Raw genomic sequence first — 19390 nt, forward strand, 5'->3', positions numbered from 1 at the left:
TGCGGTCCGGATTGCGCACCCTTGTCTTAAATTTATATTGCAATAGGATGATAAATATATACTGAATTAATTGAATTGCATTTCACCAAGTTAAATTAGAAATATCTCGCGGTATGAAAATAAAAAATAAGCCACCGATTAACTTTTGTTTTGGTACTTTGATTTTTGTCGATGGGAATGCTGAAGGGGATTCAGCGGGTGGATTGCGTGTTGCACTGACTATGCCAGCATCAGGCTTCCACCTTGCAGAGGCGAAGCCGTGACAGCATTTGAGCCTGGGATCCTGCCGTTCCTATATGCGGCCTGCGCAAGTCTTTCTGCATCAGCGGGCCGCATGTCCTACGCGCCTGGGATTGCAATCCCGCTGGTCGTGCAGGAGTTTGGAGACGTCGGGATAGACTTTCCCCCCGTAGCATCTCCATTTCGATGGAGCGGCCCCGCCCTGCCGCAGTTGCTTTCCGCTGATCTCATCGAGAGCGCCTTCTATGGGCCGGACGGCTCAGCGTCGCGGCTTCTCATCCAGAGCACCCCTCTTCCCGACGTCGGCTCGATCCTGGCTGCTCACGCGAGACTTCACGCTGCCTATGACGATGCTTATTCAACGATCACTGAAACATCGAGCAGTCCTGCTCGATTAAAGGACAGGGAGAAGAATGTGCTGGCGTATGCAGCGCTCGGCCTGTCTAGCAAGGAGATCGGGCAAGAGCTTGGGATTTCAGCGCGTACCGTGGACTACTATGTGGATATCGCGCGCGATAAGCTAGGCGCCCACAATCGAACGGAAGCGATTGTTCGAGGGATCCTCACGCGCCAGATTTGCGCGCTCAAACTGCCAGGTGAGCGGAAGACGTAAGGCCTCGCGGGCGTGCGATCAGGCTTTCACGGAGCCGTAACGCGCAGCCAGTCCGTCCACCGCCTGGCTGAAATCCCGAATCGTTTCTTCAATGATTTGCCGTACCGTTTTTACGGAATCAATACGCCCGCAAACCTGACCGGTCAGCGGAACGGCCGCCTCCATGTCGCCGCCGAAATAGAGTTGCTGCACGCCGGCGAATTCGCTTTTGATACTCTCCGGAACCTGCTCTTCGATCCGGGACGTGCGTGCCGTGCGCAGGGCCCGCAGCGCCGGGCCATTGCCGCCGCGATTGAGAAAAACGGTGTCCGTTTCGCGGGCATCGACAATGGCGTTCTTCCAGTTGTCGTGAACGGGCGACTCGACCGACGACAACATGCGCGTGCCCATCTGGATCCCCTCGGCACCCATGGCGAACGCCGCCGCCATGGTGGCACCGTCGCAGAAGCCGCCGGCGGCGATGACCGGGACATCGACCTTCGAGCAGACCAGCGGCAGCAACACCATTGAGGCGACATCACGTTGATTCTTGAAGCCACCGCCCTCGCTGCCTTCCACAATCAGGCCATCCACGCCGGCGGCGAGCGCCTTGAGCGCGCCGGCCAGCGTGGGCACCACATGGAAGACCGTCAGGCCGGCAGCCTTCAGTTCAGCGCAATAGCGCGTCGGGTCGCCGGCGGATGTGGTGACGAAGCGGATTCCCTCGTCGACGACGAATTGCACGATGGCCGGGTCGCGCACATAGGTCAGGGCAATGTTGACGCCGAACGGCTTGTCGGTCAGTTCGCGCATCTTGCGAATCTCACCACGGATGGTGTCCAGTTCGCCAGATGAGGTCTCGATAATGCCCATGCCGCCTGCATTGGAGACTGCCGCGGCAAGCTGGGCCCGGGCGATCCATCCCATGGGGGCCTGGACGATAGGATGCTGGACGCCAAGCATCGTTGTGACGCGATTGTGTATGGTCATGCCTCTTTGTCTCCGCTCGGTAACCCGTGATCGTTGATTGGGCATTCTATTTCGCAACGCCGATCTAATGCAACTGGTTGCATATTCATGGCGCCATGCTTACCGAACTGAGGCAACGAATGCGCGCGGGCCCGGCCAGGCAGGCCGGGCCCGCAGCCAAGACCGCTTCAGTGTCTGGCTTCGGCCTGCGCGGCCTCAATCGACTCCATCACCACGCGGCGCGCGTCAAACTCCTCCGCGATCTTCTGGTCCTGCGCGAACTGCGCCTCGACGTCGACATTGGCGAACTCGATCGCGCCCATGTCGGCAAACGCGGCCTGCACGCGCGGGCTCCACAGGCCGATATCCTTGACGGTTGGCACGATCCGGCTGAACAGCCGCTGGCGGAATTGCCGCATGGTCTCGGACTCCCGCACGGCCTTGGCGCACTCGTCTTCCGGCAAGCCGAGGCGGCCCCAGACTTCCTTCTGGTCGAAGCGATCGCGCATCAGGTAGCAGGCCTCGATCACGAAGTCCTCCCGCTCCTTGCGCTCGGCTTCCGTCAGCTGCGGATAGTAGCCGCGCAGCGCGGTGCGGCCGAAGGCAACGTGGCGCGCTTCGTCCTGCATCACGTAGGCGTTGATCGATGCCGCCAGCGGATTCTTGGAGAAGTCGCGAATGCGCTGGAACGCGGCCAGCGCCAAGCCTTCCACCAGTACCTGCATGCCGAGGTAGCAGAAGTCCCAGCGCGAGTCGGTCAGGATGGTTTCAAGCAGCGATTTCAACCCGGAAGTGATCGGATAGATGATCCCGACCTTCTCGTGCAGCAGGCGCGAATAGGCTTCCACGTGCCGCGCTTCGTCCATGGTCTGCGTGGCGGCATAGAACTTGGCGTCCATCTCCGGCACCATCTGCACGATGCGCGCAGACACCATCAGCGCGCCCTGTTCGCCATGCAGGAACTGCGACAGCGAATGCGCCTGCTGGTGGCGGCGCACGTCGATGCGGTCGTGCTTGCCCATCTTTTCCCATAGCGGCGTGCCGTAGATCGGGATCATCCGGTCATCGAGTTCCTGCGGGTTCTCGGGGTCGAGCTCCTGCGACCAGTCGATCCGGTCGGTGGCGTTCCATTGCTGCTTCTTGCTGGTCTCGTAGAGCTGCAGCAGCTTGGAATTCTCGTTGTCGTACTCCCAGTTGAACTCGGTGGAAACCTGGCTGCCGATCGACCAGCCTGTCTGGACCACCGGCAACGTGTAACGATGAAGGGATGACATGCAATCTCCTTTGGCGCTCATGGGTTTTGACCGTTCTCCCCGCCTGTTTTTCTTACCCTAGCCGGTGGCGGGATCGGTCTTGAATTTGCTTTCGCTTCCGGCTATAAACAGAATCATAATTCTCTTTCTTGTTATTTCAAGGGTCTGGCACAGGGCCCGCAGAAGCCAGGAGACATTGATGCAGTTCCACAATCTGACTGTCGCGCAGATCACTCGGGAGACCGAAGACGCCCGTTCCTACTCGCTCCTGGTCCCCGATGCGCTGCAGCAATCCTTTGTGTATCGCGCCGGCCAGCACCTCACCTTCCGGGTAAACGTGGACGGGAAAATCCTGCTGCGCAGCTATTCGCTGTCCAGCTCGCCCGAGGCGGGCGGCCCCCCGGTCGTCACCGTCAAGCGCATCCCGGGGGGCCGCGCGTCGGGATGGTTCCATGCGCATGTCGATGCTGGCACGCAACTGGAGGTCAGCGCGCCGACCGGCCGGTTCGTGTGCGAGGACATGGACGCCCCGCTCTTCTTCTGCGCGGCGGGCAGCGGCATTACGCCGGTGCTGTCGATGATCCGTTCGGCGCTGGCATCCACCAGCCGCGCGATGACGCTCTACTACGCCAATCGCGATGCCGACAGCACGATCTTCGCGGCGGAGATCGCCGAGCTGTCCCGCGGCAATGCCGATCGGCTGGCCGTGCACCTGCACCACGACGACACCGATGGTTTTCCCGAACGCGGCAAGATTGCCGCCCTGCTCTCGGCGGTGCCACACTGCCAGCTCTATCTGTGCGGCCCCGGGCCATTCATGCAGACCGTGCTGGAGGCCGCTGAAGTGGCCGGCATGGCGCCGGAGCGCGTGCATCTGGAGCGGTTTGACGCGGCCGCGCAGGAGGCCGATGTGGCAAGCGCGGCGCCAATGCGTGCGCAGGCTTGCGACGCCACGGTAACCCTCGGCGGCGCCTTGCATGTGGTGCGGGTTGCCAGCGGCCAGTCCCTGCTGCAGGCCGCGCTGGCCTGCGGCGTGGATGCGCCCTATGCCTGCGAGGAAGGCTATTGCGGCTCGTGCGCGGCCAAGTGCGTGGATGGCGCGGTCGTCCACGCGCGCAACGATGTTTTCAGTGCCGACGAGCTTGCCGCCGGCTGGATCCTGACCTGCCAGGCGCGCCCGCGCCAGGAGCGGCCGGTCGCCATCACCTTCGACGTATGACACCCGAAATCACGGCCCCCTTTGATGCCGCGGCGCCAACGCTGCGCGCGGGGCTGAAACAGCCCCGCCAGGAGAGAAGCGAGGCCACGCTGAAGGCGCTGCTGGCCGCCGGGAGAGCGCTGATCAACGAGGCCGGCAGCCTGACCGGCTTCTCGCTCGCCGATCTCGTGCGGGCCGCGTCCACTTCCGTTGGCGCGTTCTATGCGCGCTTTCCGGACAAAGAGACCTTCTGCGCGTTGGTGCTGGAAGACACACTGGCGGAGCTGCGCGCCGAGCTGGACTATTCGCTGGCCACGGACCCCGCCTGGAACGCAGGGCCGGCCCACGCGATCTGCGCGCGCATCGTCGGCTTCTATATCGACCTGTTCCGCAAGCACCGTGGCCTGTTTGCCGCATATATGCGGCATAGCCCCGCGCAGAACCCCTTGTGGCAACCCATTCGCGAGGCCAACCGGCAGATCCTCGATGCCATGGTGCCGCGCCTGGCCAGCCGCGTCGCCGCCGGGCGCTTCAGCGGGCCAGATGACGAGACCCGCATCGCGGTCCAGCTTGTCATCAGTGCATTGACCAACATCGTGCTGCATACGCCCAGCGCCCTGGATCTGTACGATCCGCGCCAGGAGCAACGGCTCACCGAGATGCTGCACCGCTATCTTGCCTTGCCAGCGGCGGACGACGTCTCGCCTACGCTTCCGGCAACATCAGATAGCGGCACATCATGCGGATCAGGTGGGTTTCCAGCTTGCGTTGCTCCAGGTGCAGCGGACCCGGATCGTTGAGCAACAGATTGGCCAGTGTGCCCACCAGGAACTGAATGGCGACGCGCACCTCGAAGTCCGCGGTGCCAGCGCGTGGGGAATCGAGTTGCCTGGCCAGCAATGGCACAAGCAAATCCTGGATGCGGCGGTTGGCCTGCCGCATGGGATTGTCGCCGCCCCCGATCGCGGAGTAGTGGCGCAGGAAGCCTTTGAACAGGCCACGATTCTGGCGGAACTGGCCTACGTAGACGCGCACGATGCGCTTCACGATGGCCGTAGCCGAACCGGCTTGCCAGACCGGATCCCTGGCGATCGATTTTTTCGTGAGCGCTTCGGCCTCGTCCAGCGCAGCCTCGAGCATGAACTGGAGGAATGCCTCCTTGTCCTTGAAGCGGGCATAGAAGGCGCCAATCGACGTCTCGGCGGCCTTCACGACGTCATTCAGGGAAATGTTATCCAGGTCGCCGCGTTGCTCTGCCAGCGCACGCCCCGCCTTGATCATGTTGCCCAGGTTCTGTTCGCTGCGCGGCTGGCGTGGGGGACGCATGGCGGGCGGGATGACGGTGGTTGCGGCAGGTTCCTTTGCGGCTCGCCGCGCGGGCACGTCCTGGCGAGCGGACGCGCTGGCTGGCGTCGAGGATTTTTGGCGAATAGGCATGAAGTACAAATAATCGATAGGCGCAAGCAATGCCGCATTATGCGGCCTTCTTACCTGTCTTTTATGCCAAGGTGACCAAGCTGGGTCTTTGCGTTGGCCTGAGCTTGGTGCGCTGCGTCTGGATGCATGCCCCGCGGGTTCCAGCGGGGCATGTTTGCTTCTGGCGCGGCGCCTTCCCGCAGGGGCGCCATGGGTGATCAGGAGAGCCCGACGTTCACCTCGCCAGCGACCCGCGCGATGCACGCGATGGCATTTTGCGCCATCGGCGACGGCGTCCGGTTGCGCAGGCTGACAACCCCCATCTCGGAGAACAGCGACGGCAGTCCCTCGATGCGCAGCGGCAGCAGCGCGCCGGCTTCGAGATCGGCTTGCACCGATGTCTGCGTGGCGGCGAGAACCGTGTCGGTGGACAGCGCCACGGCCCGCAGGATGGCAATGTCATCGCACTCGAGCGCGAGCACGGCTTCCTCGCCCGCCGGCAAGCCGAGCACCCTGGCCAGCTCGGTATTCAGAACGCTTGGCAACTTGGTCGCCGCGACGCCGTACTGCCAGGCATCGGCCACCGTGCATTGACGCCCGGCAAGCGGGTGCGCGGCGCGTACGTAGAAGAAACCGGGTTGCGTCCCCAGCGGACGGATTTCCAGTGCGGGGTCTTCCGGCAGGTCGCGCACGTCCGCGACGAAAAACTCGATGTCTTCTGCGCGCAGGCGTTCCAGCAACTGCTGCCAGTTGCTCTCTTCCACGCGCAAGGCCACTTTGGGATAGAGGCGCCGCAACTCGGACAATGCCCGCGGCATCAGGGTCGCTGCCGGGAACGGCCCGGCGCCGAAGGCGGTGTCGCCCAGCTGGCTGTCTCGAAAGAGATCGACATCGCGCTGCAGGCACCGCGCATCGAAGAGCAGCCTGCGGGCCCGCCCGATCACGAACTCGCCGGCCGGGGTCGGCCGCACGTCGCCCACGTCACGATCGAACAGGCGGATGCCGAGGTCCGCCTCGATGGCCTGGATACTGCGGCTGAACGCAGGCTGGCTGAGGTGAACCCGCTCGGCCGCCCGCGCGAAATGCAGAACATCGGCAAGCGCCAGAACGTGGCTCAGGCGGCGAAGGTCCATCATGATGCGTTGCTCCATACGCATTGGAACATTGCATAGTATGCATTGGACGCATTGACTGGGCAAGCCTACAGTCAGCCGCAAAGCCTTTCAGGCCAAAAAGCGAGATCGGAGACAACCCCCAATGAGTCCGCACCTTCAGAACATCTTGATCGTGATCGCCATGCTTGGCTTTGCCTGCATGGAGTGGGTCACGCGGCGCTACAAGAACAGCGTCAACCCTACCCTGGACGATACCAAGCTGGAACTGGCGATGTTCGTGAGCCTGCTTGCGATCACCCAGCCCCTGGCCTTGCTGGGGGCCGGCAAGCTTTGCGCCTGGCTGATGCCGGAGCAGCAAGGCGCGTGGGCACACCTGCCATGGTGGGCAATGGCCGCGATCCTGCTGATTTGCGACGACATGACGCAATACTGGTGGCATCGCGTGTCGCATTCGCCGTTGCTGTGGCCTTTGCATCGCGCGCACCACACCGCGCAGTACATGAGCATCCGCATCACGTACCGGAACAATTTCTTCTATTACCTGATGATGCCGGGCCTGTGGATTGGCGGTGTTCTGCTGTATCTGGGTTTCGCTAAAGTCTACGGTGCGTACCTGGTCATCAAGCTGACTGTCATCCTTGGCGCACACTGCGCGTGGCGGTGGGACGAGCCCTTGTACCGGATCCGTGCACTGCGTCCGCTGATGTGGATACTGGAACGCACGATCTCCACGCCCGCCACCCACTGGGCGCACCATGCAATGACGAATGAGGACGGCATCGGCCACTACAAGGGCAATTTCGGCAATCTGCTGTTCTTCTGGGACATCCTGTTTGGCTCGGCGCACATCACGCGCAAGTATCCCGCCAAGATTGGCTTGCAGGACGACGTGCTGTTCGGGCAGGAACGCTGGTTCACCCAGATGTTCTACCCGCTGTTCCAGTCGCGCCGCGCACATTCCGCCCTGCGCTTTGGCGGACGGGCTTATGTGGAAACCGAAACCCATTCCGATGCGGCACCGCAGGTCGATAAACAGCAGAGGTCCACATGAATGTTCGCGCTATGACAGAGGAACTGGCCAGGCAAGACATCCTGAGCACCCACGTTCAGGCCATGTTCGCCGCGCAACAGCAAGCCTTCCTGCGCCACAGCTTGCCCGATGCCGGGCAGCGGCGTGAGCACTTGCGCGCTCTCAAGCAGCAACTGCTGCGTTACCAGGACGTGCTTGCCGAAGCCATCTCCCGGGATTTCGGCGGGCGCTCTTTGGCCGAGACCAAGATGCTGGAAGTGCTGCCGACCACGCTGGAGATCCGTCATGCCATCTCGCATGTGCGCCGCTGGATGCGGGCGAGCCGTCGCTGGCCCGAACTGCTGTTCGCCAGCAACAGCCTGCGCGTCACCTACCAGCCCAAGGGCGTCGTCGGTGTCATCGCGACCTGGAATTTCCCGGTCTATCTGTCACTGGGCCCGCTAGTGGCCGCGCTGGCCGCTGGCAACCGCGTCATGATCAAGATGCCCGAGACAACGCCAGCCACCAACGCCACGCTCAAAGCCATGCTTGGCGAGATCTTTGCCGAAGACCACGTTGCATTGATAGGCGGGGAATTGCAAGACCCTGGCGTCTTTAGCGACCTGCCCTTCAACCATCTCGTTTTCACCGGTTCGCCAGCGGTAGGCCGTATCGTCATGGGCCAGGCGGCGCGCAACCTCACGCCGGTCACTCTCGAGCTTGGCGGCAAGTCACCTGCCATCGTGTTACGCGACTATCCCGTTGGCGAGGCCGCCCGGCGCATCGCGCACGGCAAGGGCATCAACTGCGGGCAGGTTTGCGTGGCGCCCGACTACGCGCTGGTGCCGCGCGAACGCGTGGAGGAATTCGTCAAGGCGGTGATCGAGGCTTTCGGCGAATTGTTCGGCGAGCGGACCGGGCACAACCCCGATTACACGGCGCTGGCCACCGATCGCCACGCTGCGCGCATCCAGGCCATGCTGGACGACGCGCGCGCCAAGGGCGCGACGGTGGTGGCCTGCGGCGAGGTCGGCCCCGGCCGACGCTTGCCATTGCACGTCGTGACGAACTGCACGCCCGATATGCTGCTGATGCGCGAGGAGATCTTTGTCCCCATCCTGCCAGTGCTGCCGTACGACACGCATGAGCAGGCCATCGCCATGGTGCAGCAACGCTCGCGTCCGCTAGCCCTGTACTGCTTCAGCCACGATGCCGCCGCGCGCAAGAACCTGCTTGCGCGCACGCATTCCGGCGGCGTCACCATCAACGACTGGGCCTGGCACGTGGTCAACCACGACGCACCCTTTGGCGGCGTGGGTAACTCAGGCATGGGCACCTATCACGGCGAAGAAGGGTTTCGCGAACTTTCGCATGCGCGCACCGTGTTCAAACGGCACCGGTTCTTTCCCATCGGGCTGTTCTATCCGCCCTACGGCAATCTGGCGCAGCGCCTGACGATGAAGCTATTTGTCGGCCGGGGCGATGCGGCAGTGAAGAAGCCGTTCTGAAGCCGTGCCGAATGCGCAGCCGCAAATTGTTGCCACAAATCGTAGCCATAAAAGCAAAACCCCCCAGTACTTTCGTACTGGGGGGTTTCAAGGGAGAGCCTGGCGATTACCTACTTTCACACGGGTATCCGCACTATCATCGGCGTGGAGTCGTTTCACGGTCCTGTTCGGGATGGGAAGGGGTGGTTCCAACTCGCTATGGTCACCAGGCATAAACGGTGGCCGCGCTGAGGGATGCTCAACGCAGCGAATAGGGATGTAGTAGGGGTTGTGCGTATCGGCCTAGCTGCTGGGCAGCGGCACGCGACACTCACACCAGGTAGAAACACACTGGTTATAGGATCAAGCCTTACGGGCAATTAGTACTGGTTAGCTTAACGCATTACTGCGCTTCCACACCCAGCCTATCAACGTCCTGGTCTCGAACGACCCTTCAAGGAGCTCAAGGCTCCAGGGAATCCTCATCTTCAGGCGAGTTTCCCGCTTAGATGCTTTCAGCGGTTATCTCTTCCGTACATAGCTACCCTGCGATGCCTCTGGCGAGACAACAGGTACACCAGCGGTACGTCCACTCCGGTCCTCTCGTACTAGGAGCAGCCCCCGTCAAGATTCCAACGCCCACGGCAGATAGGGACCAAACTGTCTCACGACGTTTTAAACCCAGCTCACGTACCTCTTTAAATGGCGAACAGCCATACCCTTGGGACCGGCTACAGCCCCAGGATGAGATGAGCCGACATCGAGGTGCCAAACACCGCCGTCGATATGAACTCTTGGGCGGTATCAGCCTGTTATCCCCAGAGTACCTTTTATCCGTTGAGCGATGGCCCTTCCATTCAGAACCACCGGATCACTATGTCCTGCTTTCGCACCTGCTCGACTTGTCGGTCTCGCAGTTAAGCACGCTTTTGCCATTGCACTTTAGGTACGATGTCCGACCGTACCAAGCGTACCTTCGAACTCCTCCGTTACACTTTGGGAGGAGACCGCCCCAGTCAAACTGCCTACCATGCACTGTCCCCGATCCGGATTCACGGACCAAGGTTAGAACCTCAAACAAACCAGGGTGGTATTTCAAGGACGGCTCCACGCAGACTAGCGTCCACGCTTCAAAGCCTCCCACCTATCCTACACAGATCGGTTCAAAGTCCAATGCAAAGCTACAGTAAAGGTTCATGGGGTCTTTCCGTCTAGCCGCGGGGAGATTGCATCATCACAAACACTTCAACTTCGCTGAGTCTCGGGAGGAGACAGTGTGGCCATCGTTACGCCATTCGTGCAGGTCGGAACTTACCCGACAAGGAATTTCGCTACCTTAGGACCGTTATAGTTACGGCCGCCGTTTACCGGGACTTCAATCAAGAGCTTGCACCCCATCATTTAATCTTCCGGCACCGGGCAGGCGTCACACCCTATACGTCCACTTTCGTGTTTGCAGAGTGCTGTGTTTTTATTAAACAGTCGCAGCCACCATTTTATTGCAACCCCTTCACCCTCCTGGCGCAGGCCAGTCAAGCTACAAGGGCGTACCTTATCCCGAAGTTACGGTACCAATTTGCCGAGTTCCTTCTCCCGAGTTCTCTCAAGCGCCTTAGAATACTCATCTCGCCCACCTGTGTCGGTTTGCGGTACGGTCTCGTATGACTGAAGCTTAGAGGCTTTTCTTGGAACCACTTCCAATTGCTTCGCAGCACTAGGCCGCTCGCCCCACATCCTTGAATTCCGCGCCCGGATTTGCCTAAGCGCCTTCTCCAATGCAGGGACCGGGACTTCCAACACCCGGACAACCTTCCGCGATCCGTCCCCCCATCGCATCATACGACGGTGCAGGAATATTAACCTGCTTCCCATCAGCTACGCATCTCTGCCTCGCCTTAGGGGCCGACTCACCCTACGCCGATGAACGTTGCGTAGGAAACCTTGGGCTTACGGCGAGGGGGCTTTTCACCCCCTTTATCGCTACTCATGTCAGCATTCGCACTTCTGATACCTCCAGCATCCTTTACAAGACACCTTCACAGGCTTACAGAACGCTCTCCTACCATGCACTTACGTGCATCCGCAGCTTCGGTGACTGGCTTAGCCCCGTTACATCTTCCGCGCAGGACGACTCGATCAGTGAGCTATTACGCTTTCTTTAAAGGATGGCTGCTTCTAAGCCAACCTCCTGACTGTTTTAGCCTTCCCACTTCGTTTCCCACTTAGCCAATCTTAGGGACCTTAGCTGGCGGTCTGGGTTGTTTCCCTCTTGACACCGGACGTTAGCACCCGATGTCTGTCTCCCGTGATTGCACTCTTCGGTATTCGGAGTTTGCTATGGCGGGGTAATCAGCAATAGACCCCCCAACCATGACAGTGCTCTACCCCCGAAGGTGAGACACGAGGCACTACCTAAATAGTTTTCGGAGAGAACCAGCTATTTCCAGACTTGTTTAGCCTTTCACCCCTATCCACAGCTCATCCCCTAACTTTTCAACGTTAGTGGGTTCGGTCCTCCAGTACGTGTTACCGCACCTTCAACCTGGCCATGGATAGATCGTCTGGTTTCGGGTCTACACCCAGCGACTGAACGCCCTATTCGGACTCGCTTTCGCTACGCCTTCCCTAATCGGTTAAGCTTGCCACTGAATGTAAGTCGCTGACCCATTATACAAAAGGTACGCCGTCACCCGTTTCCAGGCTCCGACTGTTTGTATGCATGCGGTTTCAGGATCTATTTCACTCCCCTCCCGGGGTTCTTTTCGCCTTTCCCTCACGGTACTGGTTCACTATCGGTCGATCACGAGTATTTAGCCTTGGAGGATGGTCCCCCCATCTTCAGACAGGATTTCACGTGTCCCGCCCTACTTGTCGTACACCTAGTTCCACAACGCTGTTTTCGCATACAGGGCTATCACCTGCTATGGCCGGGCTTTCCATCCCGTTCTGCTAACAATGCTGCTAAAGAGTACAAGGCTCTTCCCATTTCGTTCGCCACTACTCTGGGAATCTCGGTTGATTTCTGTTCCTGCAGCTACTTAGATGTTTCAGTTCGCCGCGTTCGCTTCCCTGACCTATGTATTCAGTCAGGGATGACCCATACGGGCCGGGTTTCCCCATTCGGACATCTCCGGATCAAAGCTTGTTTGCCAGCTCCCCGAAGCTTTTCGCAGGCTACCGCGTCCTTCATCGCCTGTGATCGCCAAGGCATCCACCACATGCACTTGTTCGCTTGACCCTATAACGAGTGTGTCTCAAACTTGCGTTCAAGCCGTGCTCGCTACAGGATGAGTTCTCGCATTTGTGCCGTATTCCAAGTCATCTTTCGATCACTTAAATACATTTCGGTTGATACAATCACAACCCGGTATCGTGTTTTTACTGCAGCGTCTCATCAACGCTCACGACACCTTTACTACATCCCATATTTTTAAAGAACAGCCGACTGAGAGACTGGGTCTCCGGTCGTCTTGGCAAAGCCAAATGCAAGCGCTCAAAGCTAAGCGCTTGCATTTGACCATGCAACGCAAGACACGCAACGCGCATCCTGGCTCCAACAATTAACAAACCGATAAGTGTGAACGCTCGACTTGAGATGCACGCTCTGAAAGGAGGTGATCCAGCCGCACCTTCCGATACGGCTACCTTGTTACGACTTCACCCCAGTCATGAACCCTGCCGTGGTAATCGCCCTCCTTGCGGTTAGGCTAACTACTTCTGGCAAAACCCACTCCCATGGTGTGACGGGCGGTGTGTACAAGACCCGGGAACGTATTCACCGCGGCATGCTGATCCGCGATTACTAGCGATTCCAGCTTCACGTAGTCGAGTTGCAGACTACGATCCGGACTACGATGCGTTTTCTGGGATTAGCTCCCCCTCGCGGGTTGGCAACCCTCTGTACGCACCATTGTATGACGTGTGAAGCCCTACCCATAAGGGCCATGAGGACTTGACGTCATCCCCACCTTCCTCCGGTTTGTCACCGGCAGTCTCTCTAGAGTGCTCTTGCGTAGCAACTAAAGACAAGGGTTGCGCTCGTTGCGGGACTTAACCCAACATCTCACGACACGAGCTGACGACAGCCATGCAGCACCTGTGTCCACTTTCTCTTTCGAGCACCTAATGCATCTCTGCTTCGTTAGTGGCATGTCAAGGGTAGGTAAGGTTTTTCGCGTTGCATCGAATTAATCCACATCATCCACCGCTTGTGCGGGTCCCCGTCAATTCCTTTGAGTTTTAATCTTGCGACCGTACTCCCCAGGCGGTCAACTTCACGCGTTAGCTACGTTACTGAAGAAATGAATCCCCAACAACTAGTTGACATCGTTTAGGGCGTGGACTACCAGGGTATCTAATCCTGTTTGCTCCCCACGCTTTCGTGCATGAGCGTCAGTGACGTCCCAGGGGGCTGCCTTCGCCATCGGTATTCCTCCACATCTCTACGCATTTCACTGCTACACGTGGAATTCTACCCCCCTCTGACATACTCTAGCCTTGCAGTCACAAGCGCCATTCCCAAGTTGAGCTCGGGGATTTCACGCCTGTCTTACAAAACCGCCTGCGCACGCTTTACGCCCAGTAATTCCGATTAACGCTCGCACCCTACGTATTACCGCGGCTGCTGGCACGTAGTTAGCCGGTGCTTATTCTTCCGGTACCGTCATCCCCCCGCCGTATTAGGGCAAGGGATTTCTTTCCGGACAAAAGTGCTTTACAACCCGAAGGCCTTCTTCACACACGCGGCATTGCTGGATCAGGGTTGCCCCCATTGTCCAAAATTCCCCACTGCTGCCTCCCGTAGGAGTCTGGGCCGTGTCTCAGTCCCAGTGTGGCTGATCGTCCTCTCAGACCAGCTACTGATCGTCGCCTTGGTGGGCCTTTACCCCACCAACTAGCTAATCAGACATCGGCCGCTCCTATCGCGCGAGGCCTTACGGTCCCCCGCTTTCACCCTCAGGTCGTATGCGGTATTAGCTAATCTTTCGACTAGTTATCCCCCACGACAGGGCACGTTCCGATGTATTACTCACCCGTTCGCCACTCGCCACCAGGATTGCTCCCGTGCTGCCGTTCGACTTGCATGTGTAAGGCATGCCGCCAGCGTTCAATCTGAGCCAGGATCAAACTCTTCAGTTTAATACCTGTGTGGTTCCGCGCAGTTGCCTGCTGAAACCTCGCTCTTTCGAGCGGTCGCTCACTCTCAGAAAACTGACTGGTTACGCCCGAAGACATAACCAACATGTTTTACTGTGCGAGCACTTTATAACTTGTAAGCTAAAAGACCGAAGTCTTCCGCATCCGCTATCAAGCGCCCACACTTATCGGTTGTTTGTTTGTTAAAGAACTGGCCACGGTTCGCTTTGCTTACCGCGTCGCTGCTTTTGTCTGCAGCGAAGGAACGAGACTATAAAGAATTATCTGCGTTTCATCAATACTTTTTTAATCTTTTCTTGCTCGGGCAAGTTTCGCTATGCGTATTACTCACCTTTTCCACTAGCCCCGCGAGCGCTACCGCCCTGCCCTGAAGCTGAGCCTCGTGCCGCGAGGGGAGCGAATACTAGGTCGTTCGCGCAACGCTGGCAAGTTTTTTCTAAGATTTTTTGCCGCAGGCTTTGTCGCCGCGGCGATGAAGGTCACCGCAGGGCACTTGTGCAATGACTATGGGGCACTGACCGCCTGCCCGGCGGGCGCCGGCCAGAGCTGGACGGCGCGGGTCTCCGGGCCGTCCATATTGTATGCAATAATAGAATGCAATTATGTGGTTTGACGCCCGCCATTCCGGCTACGGCCAGGCGGATTCATTGATCTGGAGACAACATGACATTCAGCACCCCCGGCATGACATCACGACACGTAGCCGCACTTGAGCCGATCGAGAACTACCTGCAAGCCCACATCACCGGCGATGCCGAATACATGCGCAAGGCGTTCCACCCGGATGCCAGGATCATCTCGTTCCGCGAGGGAAAGTTGCACGCCTTGACCCTCGATGAGTTTTCCGCGCGCTTCCAGGGCCAGCCTGCGGCAGATGAAGCACAACGCAAGCGCTTCATCACGCATTTCGACGTCACCGGTAACGCCGGCACCGCCAAGGTCGTGCTGGAGTATCCGGAAGTGACCTTCACGGACTACATGACGCTCCTGGAGATCGACGGCGTCTGGAAGATCGCCAACAAGACGTTCAGCGCAGCGCCGCCGAAAAAATAGCCAAGGCAGAACCGCGCTGATCGCGGCAAGCGCTCAAGCCGGTCCGGGCTTGAACTTGGTGCGCGTCACCGGCGCCAGGCGCCTCGCCGTCACCAGGCGGCGCGTCGCGCTGGCCTCCGCTTGCGCACGCTCGGCCCGGCGCAGCGCCACCTCGATTTCGGCCCGCAGGCGCTCCCGCGCCACTTGCCCCTCCGCTAGCGCCTGCTGCGCCTCTACCCACTGCAGGCTGAGCGTGTCGCGCTCGGCCTGCAACCGCACCCGCTCCTCCGCGCCGGCGACGGCCGCGTCTTGCGCCCTCACCTGCACCGCGGCCATCTCGGCGCGCAACTCCGCCACCACCTGCTCTGCCTTCTGCCGCAGCGTGCGCTCCTGATCCATCTCGCGCAGCGCGCGGCGCTCTGTGGCGCTGGCCCGCTCCTGCGCTACCGCGACCTGCTCGCGGGTGCGCTCCAGGTCCGTCGAGAACTGCGTATGCATTTCGCCCAGCTGGCGCTCGAGCCCCTCGATCTGGCGCTTGCCCTCCTCCTGACGCGCCTGCGCGGCTGCGTGGGCCTGGCGCTCGGCTTCCAGTTCCCCTTGTAGCGCCGCACGCGCCTGCCGGACGGCGTCGAGTTCAGCCTGCACGACGGTTTTCTCCTGCTCGGCCACCGCCAGAGCGGCCCGCGCCTGGTCGCGCTGCGCTTCGGCCTCGCTTGCTTGGTGTCGGGCCTCCACGCGCAGCGATGCCAGTTCGCCGGCGGCAGCCTCGTTGGCGGCTTGCCAGATCGACTGCACGGCATCGGCGGCGATCTGCTTGAGCGCGTCCGGCAACTCAGGGTGCGCGATGGTCACGCGCATCTTGTCGCGCATGTCTTGCCAGAACTGCGCCAGCACCTCGGTCGGCGTGCCCATGCTGCCCTTGCGCACCAGCCCGTAGAGCTTGTTGGCGGTGGGCGTGATGCCGTAACGGAAGAACAGCAATCCGCACACCTCTCGATAGAGAGCACGTGTTTCCGGGAAGCGTTCGCGCAGTTTGATGATGTCAGCCTGCAGGAATTGCTCGTTTTCCGTGGTGTCTGGGCTAGCTGTCATGAGTTTTGAAGAGAATCCATAAATATTACTACGTAATACGTAAAATATCTTGAATAAACAAACTATCTTTAGACATAACTGTTGTTCTGTCTATAATTACGTCTAATTTGCGAACGCGCCTCACGCCTCACCCATGGAATCCAGCCAACTGCCCCTCGCCACCCTGCCCGCCACCCCGATCGAGCGCTTGCGCTTGCCCGCCGCGCTATCCGGCGCCACCGGCAGCAACCGGGCGCGTGGCGGCACGCCGCAGATCTCGGCCGGGGACGACCTCGCCGCGGTGACGGCCTGGCTGGCGCGCTATGCCGATACCCCCACCACCCTGCAAACCTATCGGCGCGAGGTAGAGCGGCTACTGCTATGGGCCGTGATGCAGCATGGCAAGCCGCTGTCGTCGCTGACCCATGAAGATCTGCTGGTGTACGAGCGCTTCCTGGCTGACCCGCAGCCAGCCTGGCGCTGGGTGATGGCGTCGCGCAAGAAACTGGCGCGTGGGGCGCCCGAGTGGCGGCCTTTTGCCGGGCCGCTCTCCCCAGTCAGTGCGCGGCACACCATGGTGATCCTCAATGGCTTGTTCGCCTGGCTGGTCGACGCGGGCTACCTGGCCGGCAACCCACTGTCGCTGGCGCGCAGCCGGCGCAGTCTGCCCAAGCCGCGCATTACCCGCTACCTGAGCCACGACATGTGGCAAGCGGTCAAGGACGCCACCGATGCCATGCCGGGTACGGCCGAAAGTGCGACCGAGCGCGACCGCCTGCACGCGGCGCGATGCCGTTGGCTGCTGACTGTGCTGTATCTCGGCGGCTTGCGTGCAGCGGAAGTGGCCAGCACGCGCATGGGCGCGTTTTTCTGCCGGCGCGACAACCAGGGCCTGGAGCGGTGGTGGATGGAGGTAACGGGCAAGGGCAACAAGACGCGGCTAGTGCCGGCCACCGATGAGCTGATGGCGGAGTTGGCGCGCTATCGCGAGGCCTACGGCCTGCCGCCGATGCCATTGCCAGGTGAGGATCGCCCCATCGTGCTGCCGATCATTGGCAAGGAAAGACCCTTGTCACGCGGCGCGCTGCATCTGGTGCTCAAGGAGATCTTCGCGATGGCGGCCGAGCGCCTGCGCGCGCGCGGACCGGATTGGGAAAGCCGGGCCGAGGTACTGGCCGGCGCCTCGGCGCATTGGCTGCGCCATACGGCAGGTTCCCATATGACGGACCAGCAGGTGGACCTGCGCTTCGTGCGGGACAACTTCGGACATGCGTCCATCGCCACGACCAGCGCATACCTGCATACGGAAGACGATGCGCGGCATGAGGCCACGCAGGAACGGCACCGTATTGGGTGGAAGCGTTAGTACTTGCGTTTTGTTGGCAAGCCCAGCGCTTCGTTCAGCCGAACGGATAAATGAGGGACGCCCGTGCCCTGCCAGCGAGCCGATCGCGCCGGGGCTAGCACGGCCGGCACAGCGCACTACGCGCTCAACGCTTGCACGTATCCCTGCACCGAATGCCGGAATGCCCTTGGCGTGAGGTTGAACTGCTCGCGAAATGCGGTGGCAAAGTTTGCCGCGCTGGAGAAGCCGACTTGCGCGGCAATGTCGACGATCTTCAACGAGGTCTCCGCCAGCAGGCGCTTCGACAGGAGCAGTCGGCTCTCTCGCAGGTATTCGAATACGGTCTTGCCCAGCTGCTCGCGGAAAACGCGCGATAAGCGTTTTTCGTGGGTGCCAAAGCGCCGCGCGAGCTCTGCCAGGTTCGGCGTGGCGGCAAGGCTATCGGCCAGATACTGCGCGACCGCCTGAACCAGTACCTGGTCCCCGCTGAGGGTTGAAGGCGACAGCACGACATCGTCCGCAGGGCGCCGCGCCGCCAGCGCGAGGTGAATCCTGATGCGCGCCGACACCTCCACCGGCTCGGACTGCCTAAGGATATAGTCCACTCCACCGTTCTGCAGACCGTACAGGCGTTCCTCGATGCTGTTGGCGTCGGTCAGAAAGATAACGGGGATGTCCCTGGTCCGTGGATTCGCCTTGAGCAGGCGGCAGGCGGAGAAGCCGTCGAGGCCAGGCAGCCGCACATCCAGCAGGATCAGGCTGGGCGAAAGCGCTTGCGCCCGGTGATAGCCCTGCGCGCCATCGAATGCCACGCTGACACGATACTGCTCGCTGCGCAGCAGTTCGATCAATGGGCGCAACTCGTCGAGCCGGCTGTTGACGATCAAAAGATGGGCGCGGGCAACACCGGTGCCGGCGGTCTTGCCCTCCGTGCCATTTTCACTATGCGAGACAGATCCATGCGACGTATAAGCGGTCATATTGAGCCATAGGCGGAAATACCAGCCGGGTCATCTCGGCCTCACGTGCGATCACACGATCCGGCGAGAGAGACGTTCCCACCACTACCTGTCCACCGCCAGGAGCGTGACGCCCAGCCGATGGAAAGTACATTGCCTGCGCGAGCCACGCCGACGCACCGGGCGTCACTCCCTGCCCTCGCCGCCGGTTTCCAGATGGACACACCGGATAAGCCAATGGCACGCTTTCTGCCGCGAAAGTCCATCACTGGATCGGGACGAGATGTTATCAGGGATATCAAACAAGACAAGCAGTCAGCCAAACAATATTGATAAATAAAAATGCCAATGCTGTCGAGATCCCAAAGTCCAAAGCACCTCTTCCAATCCATCAACTAACATTGCCTTGTGCTTATGAATTGCTTTTCATAATTCGTAAATTCCAAAAAACCCCATTAGACGCACCTCCCTCATTTGGGTGAGGTCGACGCATTGACCGCATCTCCGTAAGCGCATCACCCATACGCGTCCCAACTTGCGACCACGG

Annotated in this window: 13 protein-coding genes and 3 rRNA genes; 7 read left to right on the forward strand and 9 right to left on the reverse strand. The window is 60.2% G+C overall.

What is annotated here, in order from left to right; genetic code table 11:
• Window positions 1–259 precede the first annotated feature (259 nt).
• Entirely contained in the window at window positions 260–853 is a 594-nt protein-coding gene (locus tag ACX12D_RS09120; RefSeq protein WP_459373757.1) for a helix-turn-helix domain-containing protein, read from the forward strand.
• Window positions 854–871: 18 nt separating this feature from the next.
• Here ACX12D_RS09120 and ACX12D_RS09125 read toward each other — a convergent pair whose 3' ends face one another.
• The gene (locus ACX12D_RS09125; protein ID WP_459373758.1) at window positions 872–1822 is read right to left on the reverse strand and encodes an NAD(P)H-dependent flavin oxidoreductase; all 951 of its coding nucleotides are present in this window, start codon (window positions 1820–1822) and stop codon (window positions 872–874) included.
• Window positions 1823–1989: 167 nt separating this feature from the next.
• Window positions 1990–3075 (reverse strand): ferritin-like domain-containing protein, encoded by a 1086-nt coding sequence (locus ACX12D_RS09130; protein WP_459373759.1) that lies wholly within the window; start codon window positions 3073–3075, stop codon window positions 1990–1992.
• Between the two features lie 178 nt (window positions 3076–3253).
• On the opposite strand from ACX12D_RS09130, the gene ACX12D_RS09135 reads away from it, so the two are divergent.
• Window positions 3254–4273, forward strand: a complete 1020-nt coding sequence (locus tag ACX12D_RS09135; RefSeq protein ID WP_459373760.1) for a 2Fe-2S iron-sulfur cluster-binding protein — start codon at window positions 3254–3256, stop codon at window positions 4271–4273.
• Window positions 4270–5052 carry a TetR/AcrR family transcriptional regulator gene (locus ACX12D_RS09140; protein ID WP_459373761.1) on the forward strand — a complete coding sequence of 261 codons (783 nt, stop codon included), beginning with the start codon at window positions 4270–4272 and terminating at the stop codon, window positions 5050–5052. The genes ACX12D_RS09135 and ACX12D_RS09140 overlap by 4 nt, the downstream gene beginning before the upstream one ends.
• Here ACX12D_RS09140 and ACX12D_RS09145 read toward each other — a convergent pair.
• Both ACX12D_RS09145 and ACX12D_RS09150 read right to left on the reverse strand, forming a co-directional pair.
• The gene (locus tag ACX12D_RS09145; protein ID WP_459373763.1) at window positions 4958–5689 is read right to left on the reverse strand and encodes a TetR/AcrR family transcriptional regulator; all 732 of its coding nucleotides are present in this window, start codon (window positions 5687–5689) and stop codon (window positions 4958–4960) included. The genes ACX12D_RS09140 and ACX12D_RS09145 overlap by 95 nt on opposite strands.
• A 197-nt stretch (window positions 5690–5886) precedes the next feature.
• Window positions 5887–6804, reverse strand: a complete 918-nt coding sequence (locus ACX12D_RS09150; protein WP_459373764.1) for a LysR family transcriptional regulator — start codon at window positions 6802–6804, stop codon at window positions 5887–5889.
• 121 nt (window positions 6805–6925) lie between these two features.
• On the opposite strand from ACX12D_RS09150, the gene ACX12D_RS09155 reads away from it, so the two are divergent.
• On the forward strand, window positions 6926–7834 hold the full coding sequence (locus ACX12D_RS09155) for a sterol desaturase family protein (protein WP_459373766.1): 909 nt from the start codon (window positions 6926–6928) through the stop codon (window positions 7832–7834).
• Window positions 7831–9300, forward strand: a complete 1470-nt coding sequence (locus tag ACX12D_RS09160; protein WP_459373767.1) for a coniferyl aldehyde dehydrogenase — start codon at window positions 7831–7833, stop codon at window positions 9298–9300. Before ACX12D_RS09155 ends, ACX12D_RS09160 begins: the two co-directional genes overlap by 4 nt.
• A 97-nt stretch (window positions 9301–9397) precedes the next feature.
• On the opposite strand, the gene rrf is transcribed toward ACX12D_RS09160, so the two are convergent.
• The 3 genes from rrf to ACX12D_RS09175 all read right to left on the reverse strand — a co-directional run bounded on the left by rrf (window position 9398) and on the right by ACX12D_RS09175 (window position 14418).
• Window positions 9398–9510: ribosomal RNA gene (gene rrf / locus ACX12D_RS09165) — 5S ribosomal RNA — on the reverse strand.
• A gap of 128 nt (window positions 9511–9638) precedes the next feature.
• Window positions 9639–12517: ribosomal RNA gene (locus tag ACX12D_RS09170) — 23S ribosomal RNA — on the reverse strand.
• A gap of 369 nt (window positions 12518–12886) precedes the next feature.
• Window positions 12887–14418, reverse strand: a 16S ribosomal RNA gene (locus tag ACX12D_RS09175).
• Together the 16S, 23S and 5S rRNA genes form the textbook arrangement of a ribosomal RNA operon.
• A 681-nt stretch (window positions 14419–15099) precedes the next feature.
• Between ACX12D_RS09175 and ACX12D_RS09180 the strand changes: the two genes are divergently transcribed.
• Entirely contained in the window at window positions 15100–15489 is a 390-nt protein-coding gene (locus ACX12D_RS09180) for a nuclear transport factor 2 family protein (RefSeq protein ID WP_441641604.1), read from the forward strand.
• Window positions 15490–15522: 33 nt separating this feature from the next.
• Here the strand turns inward: ACX12D_RS09180 and ACX12D_RS09185 are convergent, their stop codons facing one another.
• Entirely contained in the window at window positions 15523–16560 is a 1038-nt protein-coding gene (locus tag ACX12D_RS09185; RefSeq protein WP_459373768.1) for a DNA-binding protein, read from the reverse strand.
• Between the two features lie 133 nt (window positions 16561–16693).
• On the opposite strand from ACX12D_RS09185, the gene ACX12D_RS09190 reads away from it, so the two are divergent.
• Window positions 16694–17905, forward strand: coding sequence for a tyrosine-type recombinase/integrase (locus tag ACX12D_RS09190; protein WP_459373770.1), 1212 nt, complete (start codon window positions 16694–16696; stop codon window positions 17903–17905).
• 116 nt (window positions 17906–18021) lie between these two features.
• Here ACX12D_RS09190 and ACX12D_RS09195 read toward each other — a convergent pair whose 3' ends face one another.
• Window positions 18022–18735, reverse strand: coding sequence for a helix-turn-helix domain-containing protein (locus ACX12D_RS09195; protein ID WP_459373771.1), 714 nt, complete (start codon window positions 18733–18735; stop codon window positions 18022–18024).
• Between the last annotated feature and the right edge of the window lie 655 nt (window positions 18736–19390).

Source organism: Cupriavidus sp. PET2-C1 (genome assembly GCF_054515855.1).